The sequence below is a fragment of the Amycolatopsis nivea genome (assembly GCF_004522235.1).
GTDB classification, from domain to species: Bacteria; Actinomycetota; Actinomycetes; order Mycobacteriales; family Pseudonocardiaceae; genus Amycolatopsis; species Amycolatopsis nivea.
The window spans coordinates 398,806-415,821 of sequence record NZ_SDLT01000001.1; the positions used below are offsets into that span (position 1 = coordinate 398,806).

The 17,016-nt window shown below is 68.8% G+C and carries 11 protein-coding genes; 6 read left to right on the top strand and 5 right to left on the bottom strand.

Features of this window, described 5'->3' with window-relative positions; translation table 11 throughout:
- Nucleotides 1–13 precede the first annotated feature (13 nt).
- Nucleotides 14–3,349 (bottom strand): molybdopterin-dependent oxidoreductase, encoded by a 3,336-nt coding sequence (locus EIZ44_RS01950; protein WP_134727530.1) that lies wholly within the window; start codon nt 3,347–3,349, stop codon nt 14–16.
- A 93-nt stretch (nt 3,350–3,442) separates the two neighbouring features.
- Between EIZ44_RS01950 and EIZ44_RS01955 the strand changes: the two genes are divergently transcribed.
- Nucleotides 3,443–4,084, top strand: a complete 642-nt coding sequence (locus tag EIZ44_RS01955; protein WP_240690518.1) for a GntR family transcriptional regulator — start codon at nt 3,443–3,445, stop codon at nt 4,082–4,084.
- 16 nt (nt 4,085–4,100) lie between these two features.
- Here the strand turns inward: EIZ44_RS01955 and EIZ44_RS01960 are convergent, their stop codons facing one another.
- From EIZ44_RS01960 to sucC, 3 genes are read right to left on the bottom strand one after another with little or no spacing between them, the layout of a single operon-like run.
- Nucleotides 4,101–4,955, bottom strand: coding sequence for a LysR family transcriptional regulator (locus EIZ44_RS01960; protein ID WP_134727531.1), 855 nt, complete (start codon nt 4,953–4,955; stop codon nt 4,101–4,103).
- 51 nt (nt 4,956–5,006) lie between these two features.
- Entirely contained in the window at nt 5,007–5,894 is an 888-nt protein-coding gene (gene sucD, locus EIZ44_RS01965) for a succinate--CoA ligase subunit alpha (RefSeq protein ID WP_037805855.1), read from the bottom strand.
- Between the two features lie 3 nt (nt 5,895–5,897).
- Entirely contained in the window at nt 5,898–7,058 is a 1,161-nt protein-coding gene (gene sucC / locus EIZ44_RS01970) for an ADP-forming succinate--CoA ligase subunit beta (protein ID WP_134727532.1), read from the bottom strand.
- Nucleotides 7,059–7,796: 738 nt separating this feature from the next.
- On the opposite strand from sucC, the gene EIZ44_RS01975 reads away from it, so the two are divergent.
- From EIZ44_RS01975 to EIZ44_RS01990, 4 genes are all read left to right on the top strand, one after another.
- Nucleotides 7,797–9,827 carry a thiamine pyrophosphate-binding protein gene (locus EIZ44_RS01975; protein WP_240691199.1) on the top strand — a complete coding sequence of 677 codons (2,031 nt, stop codon included), beginning with the start codon at nt 7,797–7,799 and terminating at the stop codon, nt 9,825–9,827.
- Nucleotides 9,828–9,843: 16 nt separating this feature from the next.
- A complete protein-coding gene (gene frc / locus EIZ44_RS01980) occupies nt 9,844–11,073 on the top strand; it encodes a formyl-CoA transferase (protein ID WP_037805860.1) in 1,230 nt (409 codons plus the stop codon).
- A gap of 2 nt (nt 11,074–11,075) precedes the next feature.
- Nucleotides 11,076–13,214 (top strand): acetate--CoA ligase family protein, encoded by a 2,139-nt coding sequence (locus EIZ44_RS01985; RefSeq protein WP_134727533.1) that lies wholly within the window; start codon nt 11,076–11,078, stop codon nt 13,212–13,214.
- A 159-nt stretch (nt 13,215–13,373) separates the two neighbouring features.
- Entirely contained in the window at nt 13,374–14,768 is a 1,395-nt protein-coding gene (locus tag EIZ44_RS01990) for an OFA family MFS transporter (protein WP_134727534.1), read from the top strand.
- A gap of 113 nt (nt 14,769–14,881) precedes the next feature.
- Here the strand turns inward: EIZ44_RS01990 and EIZ44_RS01995 are convergent, their stop codons facing one another.
- Nucleotides 14,882–15,616 (bottom strand): GntR family transcriptional regulator, encoded by a 735-nt coding sequence (locus tag EIZ44_RS01995; RefSeq protein ID WP_037805865.1) that lies wholly within the window; start codon nt 15,614–15,616, stop codon nt 14,882–14,884.
- A gap of 328 nt (nt 15,617–15,944) precedes the next feature.
- Here EIZ44_RS01995 and EIZ44_RS02000 point away from each other — a divergent pair, with 328 nt between their 5' ends.
- On the top strand, nt 15,945–16,949 hold the full coding sequence (locus tag EIZ44_RS02000) for a pyridoxamine 5'-phosphate oxidase family protein (RefSeq protein WP_134727535.1): 1,005 nt from the start codon (nt 15,945–15,947) through the stop codon (nt 16,947–16,949).
- The last annotated feature ends 67 nt before the right edge of the window (nt 16,950–17,016 follow it).

Sequence of the window (17,016 nt, forward strand, 5' to 3'; positions counted from 1 at the left end):
GGGGTGACCAGACTCACGCATCGAGCACTACATCCGCAGTGGGGATCGCCTGACAGGAAAGGCACTGGTCAGCGGGCAGATCGTCGGCGATCGCGACCAGGTGCGCGACCGTTCCGCCCAGCACCGTCACGGCGCAGCTCTCGCACTGCCCGAGCCGGCATCCGCTGGGCAGCGCGACCCCGGAAGCCTCGGCGAACCGCAGCAGGTCCCCGTCGCCCGCCCGCCAGGTGGCCTCGCGGCCGGACCGCGCGAACCGCACGGTGGCTGTCGCGTCGTCCGGGATATGGACCGGCGCGGGCGCGGCGTGGAACTTCTCGGTGAAGATGTCGAAGCGCGGCACGCCCCGCTCCACCAGCCCAGCGGTCAGCTCGTCCAGCATGCTTTCCGGACCGCACAGGTAGAACCGGGCCCGCCGCCGGATCAGTTCGGCGTCGACGCGGTCGGCGGTGATCCGGCCGGTGAAATCGCAGGACTCCTCCGGACCAGGGCGGCTGTAGTGGTCCACGATCTGGACAGAGGGCAGCCGAGCCGCCAACCCGGCGATGCGCTCGCGGAACGCGTGCCGGGAGCGGTCGCGACTGCCGTGGTGCAGCACGCTCTCCGGCGCGGACGCGGGTTCGAGGGATTCCAAGTAGCTCAGAAACGGCGTGATCCCGATCCCGGCCGCCAGCAGCACGATCGGCCGCGAATGGACGGTCGGCAACGCGAATCCGCCGGAGGGAGCCGTGACCAGCAACTGGGTCCCGGGCTCAAGCCGGTCGTGCACGGCGGGCGAGAACTGCCCGCCCGGCACCCGCCGCACCGCGATCGCGTACCCGCCGTCGGCGGCTTTCGCCGACCCGGTCAGCGAGTAGCTGCGGGTCAACCCAGGCGCGTCCGGCCAGGCGACGGTGATGTGCTGCCCGGCGCGGAACTCCGGCACCGCCCGCCCGTCCACCGGCTTGAGCCGCACCGACCGGATGTCCTCGGTCTCCAGCTCCGCCCGCTCGACCGCGAACTCCCGCTGCCCGGTCCACGGCTCGGGCTCGTCCGGCCGGACGTCGCAGAACGTCGAACGCAACGGCACCGACCCGCTCACCGGATCATGGGCGTCGTCGCCGACGAGCAGGTTGTAGTTGGTCCCGCCGTCCTCGAGCGGGTCCGAACCGGGCAGCGCGAGGTCAGGAGCCGGCTGCCACCAGCCGTACTCCGCCACGACCACGTCGCGGTGCAGTGCGGGATCGATCCGCGCGCGCATCCGGACGTCCGCCGAGGCCGTCGTGATGCGGACCCACTGCCCGTCCTGAATCCCGCGCTCCGCGGCGAGTTCCGCGCTCAGGTCGACGGCCGGTTCGGGAGAACGCTTGCGCAGCGACGAAATCCCGCGATGCTGGCTGTGACAGAAGTATCCGTTCTTCGCGCAGGTCAGCACCAGCGGATGCCGAGCGTCCGGGACCGGCGGCTCGGCAGTCGGAACCGCCGGGTAGCCGTGCTCAGCGAGCCGTTCGGAATACAGTTCGACCCGGCGAGTCGGCGTCGCAAACCCAGTCACCGCGCCATTTTCCGCAAGATCGGCGTATTTGCGATATTCATTTTGCAACGGCAGATCGACGCCGCCGGGCTGTTCGCGCAACTGCGCGGCAGTGAGGCCGAGCGGGGCCAGTTGGTGATCCCAGCCGTCCTCGATGCGGCCGTCGAAGAAGTCCGCGCCCATCCCGAGTCGTCCGGCCAGCTCGAACACGATCTCAGTGTCCGAACGCGACTCGCCGACCGGATCGGTCATCCTCGGCCGCAGTTGCACGTGTTCCTGCGCCGCCTGGCTGATCTCGAAACCGGCCTTGACCGCCTCGTGCTCCCACGGCGTCTGAACCGGCAGCAGCAGGTCGGCGAAGCGCGCGGTCGGATTCTCGAACAGATCGAGATGCACCGCGAATTCCAAGCGCCGCAACGCTTCTGCGGTACGGTTCGGGTCCGGTTGCGACAGCAGAAGATTCCCGCCGAAGGACACCAGCGCCCTTACCGGATAAGGCTTTTCTTCGAGGACAGCGCGGCAGAAGTTCCGTGCAGTCACCCAGCCCTGGTCCGGCGGACCGAGTGGGAACTCTTGCAGGCCAAGGGCTTTCGCTCGCTGCTCAGGCGCGAGCTGGTCCGCCGACGTGACCGGCGCGACCGCGAGCTTCGGAAGCACGACGTTGCCGCCGGGGGAGTCGTAGCTGCCGGTGAGCGCGTAGAGCGTGGCAATCGCGCGCTCGGTCTGCGTCGCGTTCGCGTGCTGCCCGACGCCCGACCAAGCCGCATACGTCACGGACTTCGCCTCGGCAAGGTCGGCCGCGAAGGCTTCGATCGCCGGGGCTTCGACGGTCGTCACGGCTTCGGTCCGATCGAGCGGCCACGCGGCACAGGCCTGCGCGTAATGCTCGAATGCGGGCACGCAGTCGACCGGGCCAGCCAGCGTGCGCACCCGGCGTTTTCCGTGCAGAGCAAACCTTTCCGGACCGCTTGCTGGATAATTCGTGTCGTACGGCTCAGCTCGTCCGGCGACCTCGTCCCACACCGCGAACCCAGCCGCGCCGGGATCGATTTCCGCCGCCCGGAGAAACCGGCCCGTGTCGGTGCGGACCAGCAACGGAGCGTTCGTCCACGACCGCACGAAAGCCTCGTCGTGCCCGCGACGTTCGAGCAACTCCCGTGCGACGCCGAGCGCGAGCGCGCCGTCCGTGCCCGGCCGCACCCGGAGCCAGTGCTCAGCCCGCACCGCGCTGGCCGTCCGCCGCGGATCGACGACGGCCAGCTTCGGCGTGCGAGCCTCAGCCAACGCGGCGGACTGAGCGAGCCATGCCTTGGCCGGATTGTGCCCCCATAGCACCGCGAATTCCGTACCCGCGTAATCCGGGGCGGGCAACGCCGAGCCGAACGTGAACGCGTGCGCGTAGTCCTTGTGCCAGTTGCAGATTTCGGTTGCGTACAGCGTATTGGGGCTGCCGAAAAGCCGGATGAACCGCTCGACCCAGTCGATCGAGTCGGACATCGGCGTGCCGCTGGGGGAGGTGACCGAGAACGCGACAGCCTCGGCCCCGCTGGTCGCGCGGATGCCGCCGAGCCGTTCGGCGATCTCGGACAGCGCTTCGTCCCAGCTGATCTCGCGCCAGCGCGGATCCGGATCGGACTTCGGCGTCGTGCGGCGCAACGGCCGGCGCAGCCTCTCGGGGGAGCGCACGAGCTCCGGCGCGGCGCGGCCCTTCGGGCACAACGCGGCACCGGTCGGATGTGCCGGATCCGGCCGGACGCCGCGCAGCGCGCCGTTCTCGACCGTGTAGACCGCGCCGCAGCGCGACCGGCACAACGTGCAGTAACCCCGGATCTCAGGCATTAGTTACTCCTTAGTAACCGGCTACCGGTTACTCCTGTACCCTGCTGGACCTAGGCGGGCGAAGTCAAGCCCGGGGAAGCGGAGGTGCGTCCCGTGACGCAGCTGCAGCGCACTAACCTGCGCGAACAAGTGCTCGAAGTGGTACGGCAGGCGATGGTGTCCGGCGAACTGCGTCCCGGCGACATCTATTCGGCCGCCGCGCTCGCGACGCGGCTGGGCGTGTCGAGCAGCCCGGTGCGCGAGGCGTTGCTGACGCTGGTCAACCAGGGCCTGCTGGAACCCGTCCGCAACCGGGGCTACCGGGTCGTCGCGATCACCGAACGCGACCTGGACGAGATCTACGAGATGCGGGTGCTGCTGGAGATCCCGGCGACGCTGTCCGCCGGGGCGGCCGCCGGTCCGGACGACCTCGCCCGGCTGGACGCGCTGGCCGGTGAGATCGAGTCCGCAGCCGAGGCAGGCGATGTCGCGCGCTTCCTGGAGGCGGACCGCCGGTTCCACCTCGATTTGCTGGCCCTGGCCGGAAACGGGCGGCTGATCGACGCCATCGCCACGCTGCGCGACCAGACACGCTTGTACGGCTTGGAAAAGCTCGCCGAACGCGGCCGGCTGGCGGACTCGGCGCGGGAACACCGGGAGATGCTGGCGACGATCGCGGAGCGGGACTGGGCTCGGCTGGAGGACCAGGTCCGGGCGCATCTGAAGCACGTCAGGGCCGAATGGGCGGCTGGCTGAACGAGGGTGCGCTGGATCAGGTCAGGTGCCGCAACACCGCCGCCACCGCGGGCCGCGGATCGCCCGGGTGGGTCGCGGTGATGTTCCAGGTCGGGCCGCCGCGCGTGAACCGGCGGCCGGTGAGGTCGGGGAACTGCGCGGCGACGGACACCGGCAGCACGCAGCCGCCGAGGTCGTGCCGGACCAGTTCCGCCGCGGCGGACGCGTCGGTGACCTCGTGCACGACGGTCCGGCGCACCCGAGCCGACTGGAAAGTCCGGTCGGTGGCCTCCCGGATCGCCCAGCCCGGCGCGAAATCGACCACCGCGGTACCGGCGGCTTCGGCGGCCGACACCGGCCGGTCCGCTGCTCCGTCGCCGGCTGCGGTGACCAGCACCATCTCCTCCCGCCGGACCGGGCGGCTGACCAATCCGTCGCTCGGGGCGCACCCCGCGACGGCGACCATGATGTCCACAGTGGACGTCACGACCGCCTCGCGGAGCTGATGCGGCGGCGCGGTCCGCACCAGCACTCGCACGCCGGGGTGATCCCGGCGCAACGCGCTCAGCGCCCGGTGCGGTTCCGGCCACGCCCCGGGCATGACCCCGATCCGGACCTCGCCGGTGATCTCCCACCGCGCCCGGTCGACGGTGGCCCGAGCGTGGCTGGCCGCCTCCAGCGCCGCTCGCGCCGCCGGGAGAAACGCTTTGCCCGCAGGCGTCAGCGCGACCCGGTGGGTAGTGCGCTCGAACAGTTCAGTGCCCAGATCGCGTTCGAGCGCACGGACCACAGTGGACACTGTCGACTGCACGGTATGCAGCCGACGCGCGGCAGCGGTGAACCCGCCCTCCTCGGCCACCGCCACGACGGTTTCCAGCTGCCGCAGGTCCATCCGTCCTCCTGGGTTCGTCCTTGAACCACTCCGGTCGTAGTACTACGCGTGCTACGCGCTGGTCCCGGCGAGTACCTCGCGCACCAGCCGCGCGGTTTCGCTCGGCGTGCGCCCCACCCGGATCCCGGCCGCCTCGAGTGCTTCCTTCTTGGCCGCCGCCGTCCCGGAGGACCCGGACACGATCGCTCCCGCGTGTCCCATGGTTTTGCCTTCGGGAGCGGTGAATCCCGCGACGTACCCGACGACCGGCTTCCGGACGTTCTCCCGCACGTACGCCGCCGCGCGCTCCTCCGCGTCACCGCCGATTTCGCCGATCAGCACGATCACATCGGTGTCCGGGTCCTTTTCGAACGCCTCGACCGCGTCGATGTGCGTGGTGCCGATGACCGGGTCGCCGCCGATGCCGATGCAGCTGGAGAAACCGATGTCGCGGAGTTCGTGCATGAGCTGATAGGTGAGCGTGCCGGACTTCGACACCAGCCCGATCCGTCCCGGGCCGGTGATGTCAGCGGGAATGATCCCGGCGTTCGACAGCCCGGGGGAGATGAGCCCGGGACAGTTGGGTCCGATGATCCGGGTGCGGCTGTCACGCGCGTGCGCCCAGAACGCGGCGGAATCGTGCACCGGCACGCCCTCGGTGATCACCACCGCGAGCCCGATGCCCGCGTCGACCGCTTCGAGCACCGCGTCCTTCACGAACGGCGGCGGCACGAACAAGACCACTACATCCGCACCGGTCTCCGCCATCGCTTCGGCGACGCCACCGAAGACCGGCAGCTCGTGCCCGTCAAGGGAAACTGTCTGCCCGGCCTTGCGCGGATTGACCCCGCCCACGACATTCGTGCCCGCTGCCAGCATCCGGCGGGTGTGCTTGGTCCCTTCCGCGCCGGTGATGCCGGAAACGAGGACCCGGCTGGTGCTGTCGAGGAAAATCGCCATCGTTCAGCCCTCCGTCCCGGCCGCGAGCTTGGCCGCTTCGCGCGCGGCGTCGTCCATCGTCGCGACGACTGTCACCAGCGGATGCGCAGCCTCGTCGAGGATCCGCCTTCCTTCCGCGACGTTGTTCCCGTCGAGCCGGACCACCAGCGGTTTCGTCGCGCGATCGCCCAGCAGCGCCAGCGCTTTCACGATGCCGTCCGCGACCGCGTCGCACGCAGTGATGCCGCCGAAGACGTTCACGAACACACTGCGCACGTCCGGATCCCCGAGGATCACCCCGAGCCCGGCCGACATGATCTCCGCGGACGCCCCGCCGCCGATGTCGAGGAAATTCGCCGGCCCGACCGCGCCCGCGTCCCGCGCCGCGGCAGCCACTACATCCAGAGTGGACATCACGAGCCCGGCGCCGTTGCCGATCACGCCGATGTCGCCGTCGAGCTTCACGTAGTTGAGCCCCTGCTCGGCGGCCTGCTGCTCGAGCGGATCCCCAGTCTCCGTTTCCGCGAACGCCCGATGCCCGGGATGCCGGAACGCGGCGTTGCCGTCCAGCGTGACCTTCCCGTCGAGCGCGACGATCTCCCCGCCGCGCGTGCGGGCGAGCGGATTGACCTCGACGAGCGTCGCGTCCTCGGCGGTGAACACGTCCCACAACCGGACCAGCACCCCAGCCGCTTCGACCGGAAGCCGTGCCGCCGCCGCGATCCGGCGCGCTTTGACGAGGTCGACCCCGACCCGGATGTCGATCGGCACCTTGACCAGCGCCTCCGGCCGGGTCGCGGCGACCTCCTCGATGTCCATCCCGCCCGCCGCCGACGCCATCGCGAGGAAACTCCGGTCGGCGCGGTCGAGGAGATAGGAGACGTAGTACTCCTCGGCGATATCGCTGGCCTCGGTCACGAGGACGCGATGCACGCGGTGCCCTTTGATGTCCATCCCGAGGATCTCGCCGGCGACCGCCGCCGCGTCCTCGGGCCGGGCCGCGAGCTTGACCCCGCCCGCCTTGCCCCGCCCGCCGGTCTTGACTTGCGCCTTGACGACAACCGGCCCGCCGATCTCGACGGCCGCGGCGCGCGCTTCGTCCGGCGTCGCGGCCACGCGGCCACGGGGAACCGGCACGCCGTGCGCAGCGAAGAGGTCGCGCGCTTGGTGTTCCAAGAGGTCCATCGGAATTCCTTCCTTGCGGGCGGGGGAGCGGGTTCTTCGGGGTTGGTGGTTCTGCGGTAGCGGAGCGATTGCTGGTTCGGCTGCGGGTTCTGGCAGGGCCGTGGATAGCTGGTCTGGATAGCTGGGGCTGGATGGCCGCGCGGCGAACGACTCGGCGGCCCGGTGCCGCGCGAGCGACCGACCTTCGAACCGGCCGCCGCGCCGCAGCCAGTTCAGCCGAGCGGCCCGGCGGGCTTGCTGCCGTGCCGCAGCCCGCTCGGCTGAGCGATCCGACGGGCTAGCGCCGCCGTGCCACCGAGCCACCTCGCCCGAGCGGCCCGACGGGCTAACCGCCGTGCCACAGCAAGCTCCGCCGAGCGGCCCGACGGCTAGCCGCGGTACCACCGAGCACCTCGGCCGAGCAACGACGCCCGCCTTGTCACCAAACCCCGGCCGATGAGCCGCCCCGCCGCGCGCGTCGCACAGCAGGCCGACCCCGCGAATCAGCCGGCGAGCCGCCCGTCGAAGCCGGTGGCGGATCGTCCGGTCGGTCGGCCGGACAAACCTGCGGATGCCCCTGGACAGCGGGCGGCTCGAAGAGTAAGTCTAATGCCTACCTCATACGGTATGCAATCTACAGTCTTCGGCGACGAGCCGCTGACCTGCGGCGACAGATCCGGCGGGCCGCGGAGAGGCACGAGCAGACCGGGACGAGCGCGCGGGTCAGAGAGGTCCGGCGCGGGACAGGAGGAGTTGCGCATGTCGCCCACCACGACCGGCCGGCAAGCAGGCCAGCACACCGGCGAGAACGCCAGCGGGCAGACCGGGGAGAAGACCGAGGCGAACCCCGTCGGCGAAGCCAGCGAGAACCCGCAAACTAGCCAGAGCGCCAGAGACGAGAATCGGCAAACTAGCCAGAGCGCCGGAGACGAGAATCGGCAAGCCAGCCCGAGCGCCGGGGACAAGGACCAGCAAACCAGCCCGAGCGCCGGAAGCAAGGCCAGCAACGAAACCCGCCAAAGCGCCGGACACAAGGCCAGCGAGAACGGGCAAACCAGCCGGAGCAACCCGGGCAAAGCCAGCGAGACTGCAGGTCAGCACCCGGCCACCACCGGGGGAGCGCCGGACACAATCTCCGGCGGCCACCTGGTCGCGAAAGCCCTGAAGGCCGAAGGCGTGGACACCATCTTCACCCTCTGCGGCGGCCACATCATCGACATCTACGACGGCTGCGTCGACGAGGGCATCAGCGTCATCGACGTCCGCCACGAGCAGGTCGCGGCGCACGCGGCCGACGGGTACGCGCGGATCACCGGCCGCCCGGGGTGTGCGGTGGTCACGGCGGGGCCGGGGACGACGGACGCGGTCACGGGTGTCGCGAACGCGTTGCGCGCGGAGAGTCCAATGCTGCTGATCGGCGGCCAGGGCGCGTTGAGCCAGCACAAAATGGGCTCGCTGCAGGACCTCCCGCACGTGGACATGATGACCCCGATCACCAAGTTCGCCGCCACCGTCCCGCACACCGCGCGGGCCGCTGACCTGGTGTCGATGGCGTTCCGCGAAGCCTTCGCGGGCGCGCCCGGACCGTCCTTTTTGGAGATTCCCCGCGACGTCCTCGACGCGCGCGTGCCGGCGGAGAACGCGCGCATCCCGCAGTCCGGCCGCTATCGGGCCTCCACGCGCAACGCGGGCGATCCGGCAGACGTGGAAAAGCTCGCGGATCTGCTGGTGCACGCCAAGAAACCGGCGATTCTGCTCGGCAGCCAAGTCTGGACGACTCGCGCCACCGAGCCCGCGACGGAACTCGTGCGCGCGCTGAACATCCCGGCCTACATGAACGGCGCCGGCCGCGGAACTCTGCCTCCGGGCGATCCGCACCATTTCCAGCTTTCCCGCCGTTATGCCTTCGACAACGCGGACGTGATCGTCATCGTCGGCACGCCGTTCGACTTCCGGATGGGTTACGGCAAAAGGCTTTCCTCGGACGCGAAAGTGGTGCAGATCGACCTCGACTACCGAACTGTCGGCAAGAACCGCGACATCGACCTCGGCATTGTCGGCGACGCGGGACAGATCCTCGCCGCGGTCGCGGACGCTGCGTCCGGCCGGGTGGACAACGGGGCGGTGGGGCGCAAGCAGTGGCTGGAGGAATTGCGGGCGGTCGAAGAAAAAGCCAAGCAGAAGCGGTTGCCGCAGCAGCATTCCGACGCGAATCCGATCCATCCGTACCGGCTGGTGCACGAGATCAACGAGTTCCTGACCGAGGATTCGATCTACATCGGCGACGGCGGCGACATCGTCACCTTCTCCGGCCAGGTCGTGCAGCCGAAGGCACCGGGGCACTGGATGGATCCCGGTCCACTCGGGACACTCGGTGTCGGGATTCCGTTCGTGCTGGCCGCGAAACACGCGCGGCCGGACCAAGAGGTGGTCGCGCTCTTCGGTGACGGGGCGTTTTCCCTTACCGGGTGGGATTTCGAGACGCTCGTGCGGTTCGACCTGCCGTTCGTCGGGATCGTCGGCAACAACTCGTCGATGAACCAGATCCGTTACGGCCAGGCGCAGAAATACGGCTTGGCCCGCGAACGCATCGGCAACACCCTCGGCGACGTCCCCTACGACCAGTTCGCCCGGATGCTCGGCGGCTACGGCGAGGAGGTCCGCGACCCGGCGGACATCGCCCCGGCACTGCGCCGCGCCCGGGAATCCGGCAAGCCGTCGCTGATCAACGTCTGGGTCGACCCGGACGCCTACGCCCCCGGAACCATGAACCAGACGATGTACAAGTAGTCGGGAGGAGCCGAAGATGGGAAAGGCACTGGAGGGCGTCCGCGTCCTCGACATGACCCACGTCCAATCCGGACCGTCGTCGACGCAGATCCTCGCCTGGCTCGGCGCGGACGTCGTGAAGCTCGAAACCCCCGGACGCGGCGACATCACCCGCGGCCAGCTGCGCGATCTGCCCGGAGTGGACAGTCTCTACTTCACGATGCTGAACGCCAACAAGCGCAGCATCACGCTCAACATGAAAAGCGAGCAGGGCAAGGAAGTCTTCACCAAGCTGGTGTCCTCAGTGGACGTGCTGGTGGAGAACTTCGGACCCGGTGTCGTGGATCGTTTCGGGTTCTCCTGGGATCGGCTCCGCGAGATCAACGAGCGGCTGATCTACGCGTCCATCAAGGGTTTCGGCCCGGGCCGGTATGCGAATTTCAAGGCCTACGAGGTGATCGCGCAGGCGATGGGCGGCTCGATGAGCACGACTGGCTTCGAGCAGGGACCGCCCACCGCGACCGGCGCGCAGATCGGCGATTCGGGCACCGGCATCCACCTTGTCGCGGCGATTCTGGCGGCGCTGTACCAGCGCACGAGCACCGGGCGCGGCCAGCGGGTGCAGGTCGCGATGCAGGACGCCGTGCTCAACCTGTGCCGGGTCAAGCTGCGCGACCAGCAGCGGCTGGCGCACGGGCCGCTGGGGGAGTACCCCAACGAACGGTTCGGCGACGAGGTGCCGCGGTCGGGCAACGCGTCCGGCGGCGGCCAGCCGGGCTGGGCGGTGCGGTGCGCGCCGGGCGGGCCCAACGACTACATCTACGTCATCGTCCAGCCGGTCGGCTGGGCTCCGCTGACCGAGCTGATCGGGCGCCCGGAACTCGCCGAGGACCCGGACTGGGCGACCCCGGAGGCCCGGCTGTCCAAACTGGACAAAGTGTTCGCGATGGTCGAGGAATGGACCGAACAGCGCACCAAATGGGAGGTCATGGAGCTGCTCAACGCCCGTAACATCCCTTGTGGACCGATTCTGTCCACTAAGGAGCTGATCGAGGACGAGACGCTGGCCGAGCTGGGGTCGGTGGTCGAGGTGCCGCATCCGGAGCGCGGCGCGTTCAAGACCGTCGGCTGCCCGTTGAAGCTGTCCGATTCGCCGGTGGAGGTCGAGCGTTCTCCGTTGCTGGGCGAGCACAACGACGAGGTGCTCAGCGAACTCGGCTACAGCGCGGCGGATGTCGAGCAGCTGCGCACGGCGGGCGTGATCTGACGATGACGACGGAAACGGGCCGCGCAGCGGTCGAAGAAATTCTGAAGCGAGTAGCCGAGGAAGGCCGCTCCGCGTTGACCGCGCCGGAGGGTCGTGCAGTTTGCGAGGCATACGGCATTCCGACGCCGCAGGAACGGCTCGCCACTTCCGCGGAGGAAGCGGTGGCACAGGCCGGGGAAATCGGCCTTCCGGTGGTGCTGAAGATCGTCTCGCCGGACATCCTGCACAAGACCGAAGCTGGCGGCGTGCTCGTCGGCCTCGGCAGCGAACAGGAAGTCGCCGACGGCTACGCCAAGATTCTGGCTAACGCCAAGGCTTACGACGCCTCGGCCCGGATCACCGGCGTGCAGGTGCAGCAGATGCTGACCAGCGGGCAGGAGGTGATCATCGGCGCGGTCACCGATCCGAGCTTCGGCAAGATCGTCGCGTTTGGACTCGGCGGAGTTCTGGTCGAGGTGCTGAAGGACGTCACCTTCAGGCTGGCGCCCACCAGCACCGACGAAGCTCTGTCCATGGTGGACGGCATCGCGGCCGCGGAAATCCTCAATGGAGTGCGCGGCAGCGAGCCGGTCGACAAGGCGGCGCTGGCCGACGTCGTGCATCGGCTGTCGCAGCTGGTCACCGACTTTCCGCAGCTGGCCGAGGTCGACCTCAACCCGGTGCTCGCCACCGGCGACGGGGCGACCGCGGTGGACGTGCGGATCCTCGTCGACCCGGCGGCGGCCGCGGAACCGGTGCGGTTCAGCCAGGACGAGATCCTCGCGGCGATGAACCGGATCATGAAACCGGCCGCGGTCGCGGTGATCGGCGCGTCCGCCGAGGACGGGAAGATCGGCAATTCGGTGATGAAGAATCTCGTCAACGGCGGCTACGCGGGCGAGATCTATCCGATCAATCCGAAGGCCGCGGAAATCCTCGATCGCAAGGCGTATCCGAGCATCGCGGACGTCCCCGGCGACGTGGATGTGGCCGTCTTCGCGATCCCGGCCAAGTTCGTGCCGGCGGCGCTGGAAGAGGCGGGCGAGAAGGGGGTCGCCGGGGCGATCCTGATTCCGTCCGGCTTCGGCGAGACGGGGAATATCGAGCTGCAGAACGAGGTTCTGGCCATCGCGCGCAAGCACGGCGTGCGGATTCTCGGCCCGAACATCTACGGCTATTACTACACGCCGGAGAATCTGTCCGCGACGTTTTGCACCCCCTATGACGTCAAAGGCGGCGTCGCGCTGTCCTCGCAGAGCGGCGGGATCGGGATGGCGATCCTCGGCTTCAGCCGGTCGGCCGGGATGGGCGTGTCCGCGATCGTCGGCGTCGGGAACAAGGCCGACATCGACGAAGACGATCTCCTCACCTTCTTCGAGCACGACGACAACACGGAACTCGTCGCCATGCACCTGGAAGACCTCAAGGACGGACGAGCGTTCGCCGAGACCGCGAAACGGGTTTCCGCGAAGAAACCAGTGGTGGTGCTGAAGGCGGGACGGACGTCGGAAGGCGCGAAAGCGGCCGGGTCGCACACCGGCGCGCTGGCCGGCAACGACCGAGTGTACGACGACATCCTGCGGCAAAGCGGTGTCATTCGCGCACCAGGGCTCAACGACCTGCTCGAATACGCGCGAGGCGTGCCGAAACTGCCCACGCCGAAGGGCGAAAACGTCGTGATCATCACCGGCGCGGGCGGTTCCGGAGTGCTGCTTTCGGACGCCTGTGTGGACAACGGGCTCACGCTGATGCGGATCCCGGACGACCTGGACGCCGCGTTCCGCGAGTACATCCCGCCGTTCGGCGCGGCCGGAAACCCGGTCGACATCACCGGCGGCGAGCCGCCGTCGACCTATCGGAACACCATCGCGTTAGGACTGTCCGACGATCGTATTCACTCGTTGGTTCTCGGTTACTGGCACACGATCGTCACGCCGCCGATGGTGTTCGCCGAGCTGGTCGTGGACGTCGTGGAGGAGTTCCGGCGGAAGGGCGTCCACAAGCCGGTGGTGGCGTCGCTGTCCGGAGATGTCGAGGTCGAGCAGGCCAGCGAGCACCTGTACGCGCACGGCGTCGTGGCCTATCCCTACACGACCGAAAAGCCGATCGCGGTGCTCGGCGCGAAGTACCGGTGGGCGCGTTCGGCGGGTCTGCTGCCTTGATCAAGTCCGGAGGGAGGCGTACGTTGCCCGACACCTAACCGCTGGTCAGCGGAGTGCGGCGAGGAAGGGACGCCGGGACGCGGGGTCGCGTCCCGGCTCGGGGGAACGGAGACAGCCCGGCACGGGAACCGAAGTCAACGGTGACGAAAGAGAATTCTCATGACCGCAGCCCAACCGACATACCAGGAGATCGTCGACGACAACGGGCGGACGTACCGGATCGGGGAGAGCCCCCGGGACCTGATGGGCCGGTCCCGCAGCTGGATGGTCTGGCTGCCGTGGGTGGCCATGATGGCGGTGAGCGTTTTCGAATACGGCTGGGGAGCCGTCGAGGGGACGCTGGAGGAAAAATACGGCTGGTCGTTGTCGGACGCGTTCTGGCTGGCCAGCATCTGGGCCGTGTTCCAGGCCGGGGTCGCTTTCCCGGCCGGCCGGCTCCGGGAGAAGAACATCGTGTCGGCGAAAACGGCGATGCTGGCCGGGGCGGTGTGTTCCGGGATCGGCTACTTCTCCATCGCGCACAGCGGAAATCTGGTGGTGGCGTTCATCGGGTATTCGGTGCTGGGCGGGGTCGGCGCCGGACTCGTGTACGCGACCTGCATCAACATGGTCGGGAAATGGTATCCGGAGAAACGCGGCGCCCGCACCGGATTCGTGAACGGCGGCTTCGCGTACGGTTCGGTGCCGTTCATTTACCTGTTCAGCGCCTTTCTCGGCCATGAGAACGTGACGATCACGCTCGACGCGATCGGCCTGTACATGCTCGTGGTGGTCGGGTTGTGCGGGTTCGTCTTCAAGGACCCGCCGAAGAACTGGTGGCCCGCCGAGGTCGACCCGATCGCCTGGCTGAAAGGCAGCGCGGCGGGGAAGGCCCGCAGCCTGGAAAAGAACCCGCCCGCGGTACGGCAGTTCACGCCGATGGAGGCGATCCGCACCGGAATGCTGCCGCTGATGTGGGTCACCCTCGTGGTGATCGGCGGGGTTTCGCTGTTCGGGATCAATTTCCAGGTCGATTTCGCCAAGGAAAGCCAGTTCGGCGCCTTCGTGGCGGCTTCGTCGGCGGGAATCCTGGCCATCGTGAACGGCGTCGGCCGGGGGATCGTCGGCTGGGCTTCCGACCGGATCGGCCGGAAGGCGACGTTGTTCTGGGTGCTGGTGATCGCGGCATTGGCGCAATTCGGCGTGCTGTGGTCGGGCAAGACGCACAGTTTGTTCTGGTTCATGGTATTCGCGGTGCTGACCGGATTCGGCAGCGGCGCGTTTTACCCGCTGTTCGCCGCGTTGGTGCCGGATTACTTCGGCGAGAACCACAACGCTACGAACTACGGCATCGTCTACAGCGCGAAACTGGTCGGCGGCGTCGGTGGCGGCGGTTTGGCGGCCGGAGTGATCGCCGCGTGGGGCTACACCGGCGCGTATGTGCTGGCCGGGTGCATTGCCCTGTTGTCCGCGGTGATGACGTTGTTCCTGCGGCAGCCGGGACGTTCCGGCCGCGGCTCGCCGGAAAAGACGGGCGAGCGGATCGCGCGCACCGCTCCGGCGGCGGGCAACTGAATTTCCCTTGCGGGCCCGGGAGCGACGGGACGGCTGGCACCCGCCCCGTCGCTCCCGGGTTGCTTTGTTTCCTTCGAGGGGACCGTTCGGCTGGCTGACCCGGCGCGCGCGGATTACTCCGCCGCGTCGGGCCGTTCGTGGAATGCCTGGCGCGTGCGTTCGGTGTGCTGAGCCATGATTTTCTCGGCTTTTTCGACGTTGTGCGCCGCGATCGCCTCGATCAGCGCGGCGTGTTCCTGCCACGCGTCGCGCCCGCGGGGCCGGGCGATCGGCGTGTAGTACCAGCGCACCCGGCGGTCGACCAGGCCGATGAGCTCGGTCAGGACGGCGTTGCCGGTCAGCTCGGTGATGTACGCGTGCAGGTCGGCGTTCGCCGCGACGAGCCGCTCGCTGTCGTCCGCGGCGAGGGCCTTCATACCGACGTCTTGCAGCTCCCAGAGGCGCTTGATGTCGTCGTCCGTCGCACACGCCGCGGCGAGACGCGCGGAGTGGGTCTCCAGCACCGCCCGGACGCCGAGGAGCTGGTCGGCTTCTTCGTCGGTGGGCAGGTGCACGAACGCGCCCTGCGCCGGCCGGAGGTCGACCCAGCCCTCGCTTTGCAGGCGCTGCAACGCCTCGCGCACCGGCTGGCGGCTGACGCCCAGGTACTCGGCCAGGTCGGCCTCGACGAGGTGCTGCCCGGGCTCGAGGGTGCGGTTGATGATCAGCTCGGCGAGCGCGTCGTACACGACCTGCCGCAGCGGCGCGGGCCGCTCCACCCGGTTGGCGCTCTTTCCGGAGAGCGACCCCTTGGCCGTCCGGCGGCCGGTAGGCCCGCGTTCGGGCAGGGGAGAAACGGACTCGGTCACGGTGCACCTCGGGTGGGATCAGCGGCGGGGTTCGAGGAACTCAGTTTTCAGGATACAGGTTTTAGTATGCAAAATCCCAGGATTCTGGATCACGTGGGCGATCTTCCCTCGCGCGGGTGGCGAGCCGGGTCGGGCGAGGGAGCCAGACGCTGGTGGGGAGCGGTTGCCGGTCTGCGTCCGACAGGGAAGTGGATCCGCGGCGGTCGGCCGTTCCCGACGAGGAGGTGGATCCGTGGCGGTAGCCGCATCGGGCACGCTGGGCATCGGCACGGATCCTGATGCGCGAAGCTCGTCCGCGGGGATCTGATGCTTAGGCTAACCTAACTCCATGGGGATCATCCGTGCGGTGCCGGACCTGGAACGTGTCGTGGGCGAGCGGCCGCTGCCGGTCATGATGAAGTCGATCGACCATCTCGACCCGCATTGCCTCGCGCTGCTCGCGCACAGCCCCGCCGCCGTGCTCGGTTATGTCGACGCCGGGGGACGTCAGCGGGCCGAACTGGTCGGCGGGACACCAGGATTCGCCGCAGCGGTGAACAGGTCACGGCTGCGGCTGCCGGTCCCGTCGTCGGCCGCGCCGGGTGCCGGTGCCGCGCTGCTGGTGCTCGTCCCGGGGTGGCGCGAGACTTTGCGGATCAACGGAACCCTTGCCGAAGACGGTCTTCTCGTCGAGGAAGCGTTCCTGCACTGCGGCAAAGCGGTCCTCCGCTCGAACCTGTGGGGACCGGTGTCAGCGCCGGAGGACGCCGTCGAGGAGGGGAGTGCGCTCGGTCCCGCGGCGGCTGCTTTTCTTGCTGCCGCACCGTTCGCGGTGGTGACGTCGCGGGACGGCTCCGGGCGCGCCGACGCCAGTCCGAAGGGAGATCCGCCCGGCGTGGCCCGGATGATCGGGCCGACGACGGTCGCGCTCGCTGATCGGCCCGGCAACCGGCGTACCGACACGTTCCACAATGTCGTCGAGCGGCCGGAGGTGGCTGTCTTGGCAGTCGTTCCTGGCGACGTTCGCACGTTGGAGATAACCGGGAAGGCGGTCGTCAGCACGGAGGACGAGCTGCGCGAGTCGATGACCGAGCGCAATCGCACCCCGAAAGTAGTGCTCAAGTTGGAGATCGAGACCGTCCGGCTGGCGCGGAACGACGCCCTGCGCGAGTCCGGGTTGTGGGTCTCCGCCAACCACGTCGATCCTGCCGACCTGCCCCGGTCGTCAACCATCTGGACCGATCACCTCAAGCTGAACGAGACCGCGGGCGCGGCCGCGGAACTGGTGCGGTCCGGGGTGAACGAATCGCTGCTCCGAGCGGGTCTCGACGAGGATTACCGGCAGAATCTGTGAGCCGCCGGGTGGGCTGAGGGTGATCATCGGCCCGGCGAAGATTACTCAAATGACCGATGTCCGTCCC

Excerpts from the sequence above, each read along its gene's own strand:
- EIZ44_RS01950 (WP_134727530.1), bottom strand. The coding sequence starts at position 3,349 with ATGCCTGAGATCCGGGGTTACTGCACGTTGTGCCGGTCGCGCTGCGGC.
- EIZ44_RS01960 (WP_134727531.1), bottom strand. The coding sequence starts at position 4,955 with ATGGACCTGCGGCAGCTGGAAACCGTCGTGGCGGTGGCCGAGGAGGGC.
- sucD (WP_037805855.1), bottom strand. The coding sequence starts at position 5,894 with ATGGCGATTTTCCTCGACAGCACCAGCCGGGTCCTCGTTTCCGGCATC.
- sucC (WP_134727532.1), bottom strand. The coding sequence starts at position 7,058 with ATGGACCTCTTGGAACACCAAGCGCGCGACCTCTTCGCTGCGCACGGC.
- EIZ44_RS01975 (WP_240691199.1), top strand. The coding sequence starts at position 7,797 with ATGTCGCCCACCACGACCGGCCGGCAAGCAGGCCAGCACACCGGCGAG.
- frc (WP_037805860.1), top strand. The coding sequence starts at position 9,844 with ATGGGAAAGGCACTGGAGGGCGTCCGCGTCCTCGACATGACCCACGTC.
- EIZ44_RS01985 (WP_134727533.1), top strand. The coding sequence starts at position 11,076 with ATGACGACGGAAACGGGCCGCGCAGCGGTCGAAGAAATTCTGAAGCGA.
- EIZ44_RS01990 (WP_134727534.1), top strand. The coding sequence starts at position 13,374 with ATGACCGCAGCCCAACCGACATACCAGGAGATCGTCGACGACAACGGG.
- EIZ44_RS02000 (WP_134727535.1), top strand. The coding sequence starts at position 15,945 with ATGGGGATCATCCGTGCGGTGCCGGACCTGGAACGTGTCGTGGGCGAG.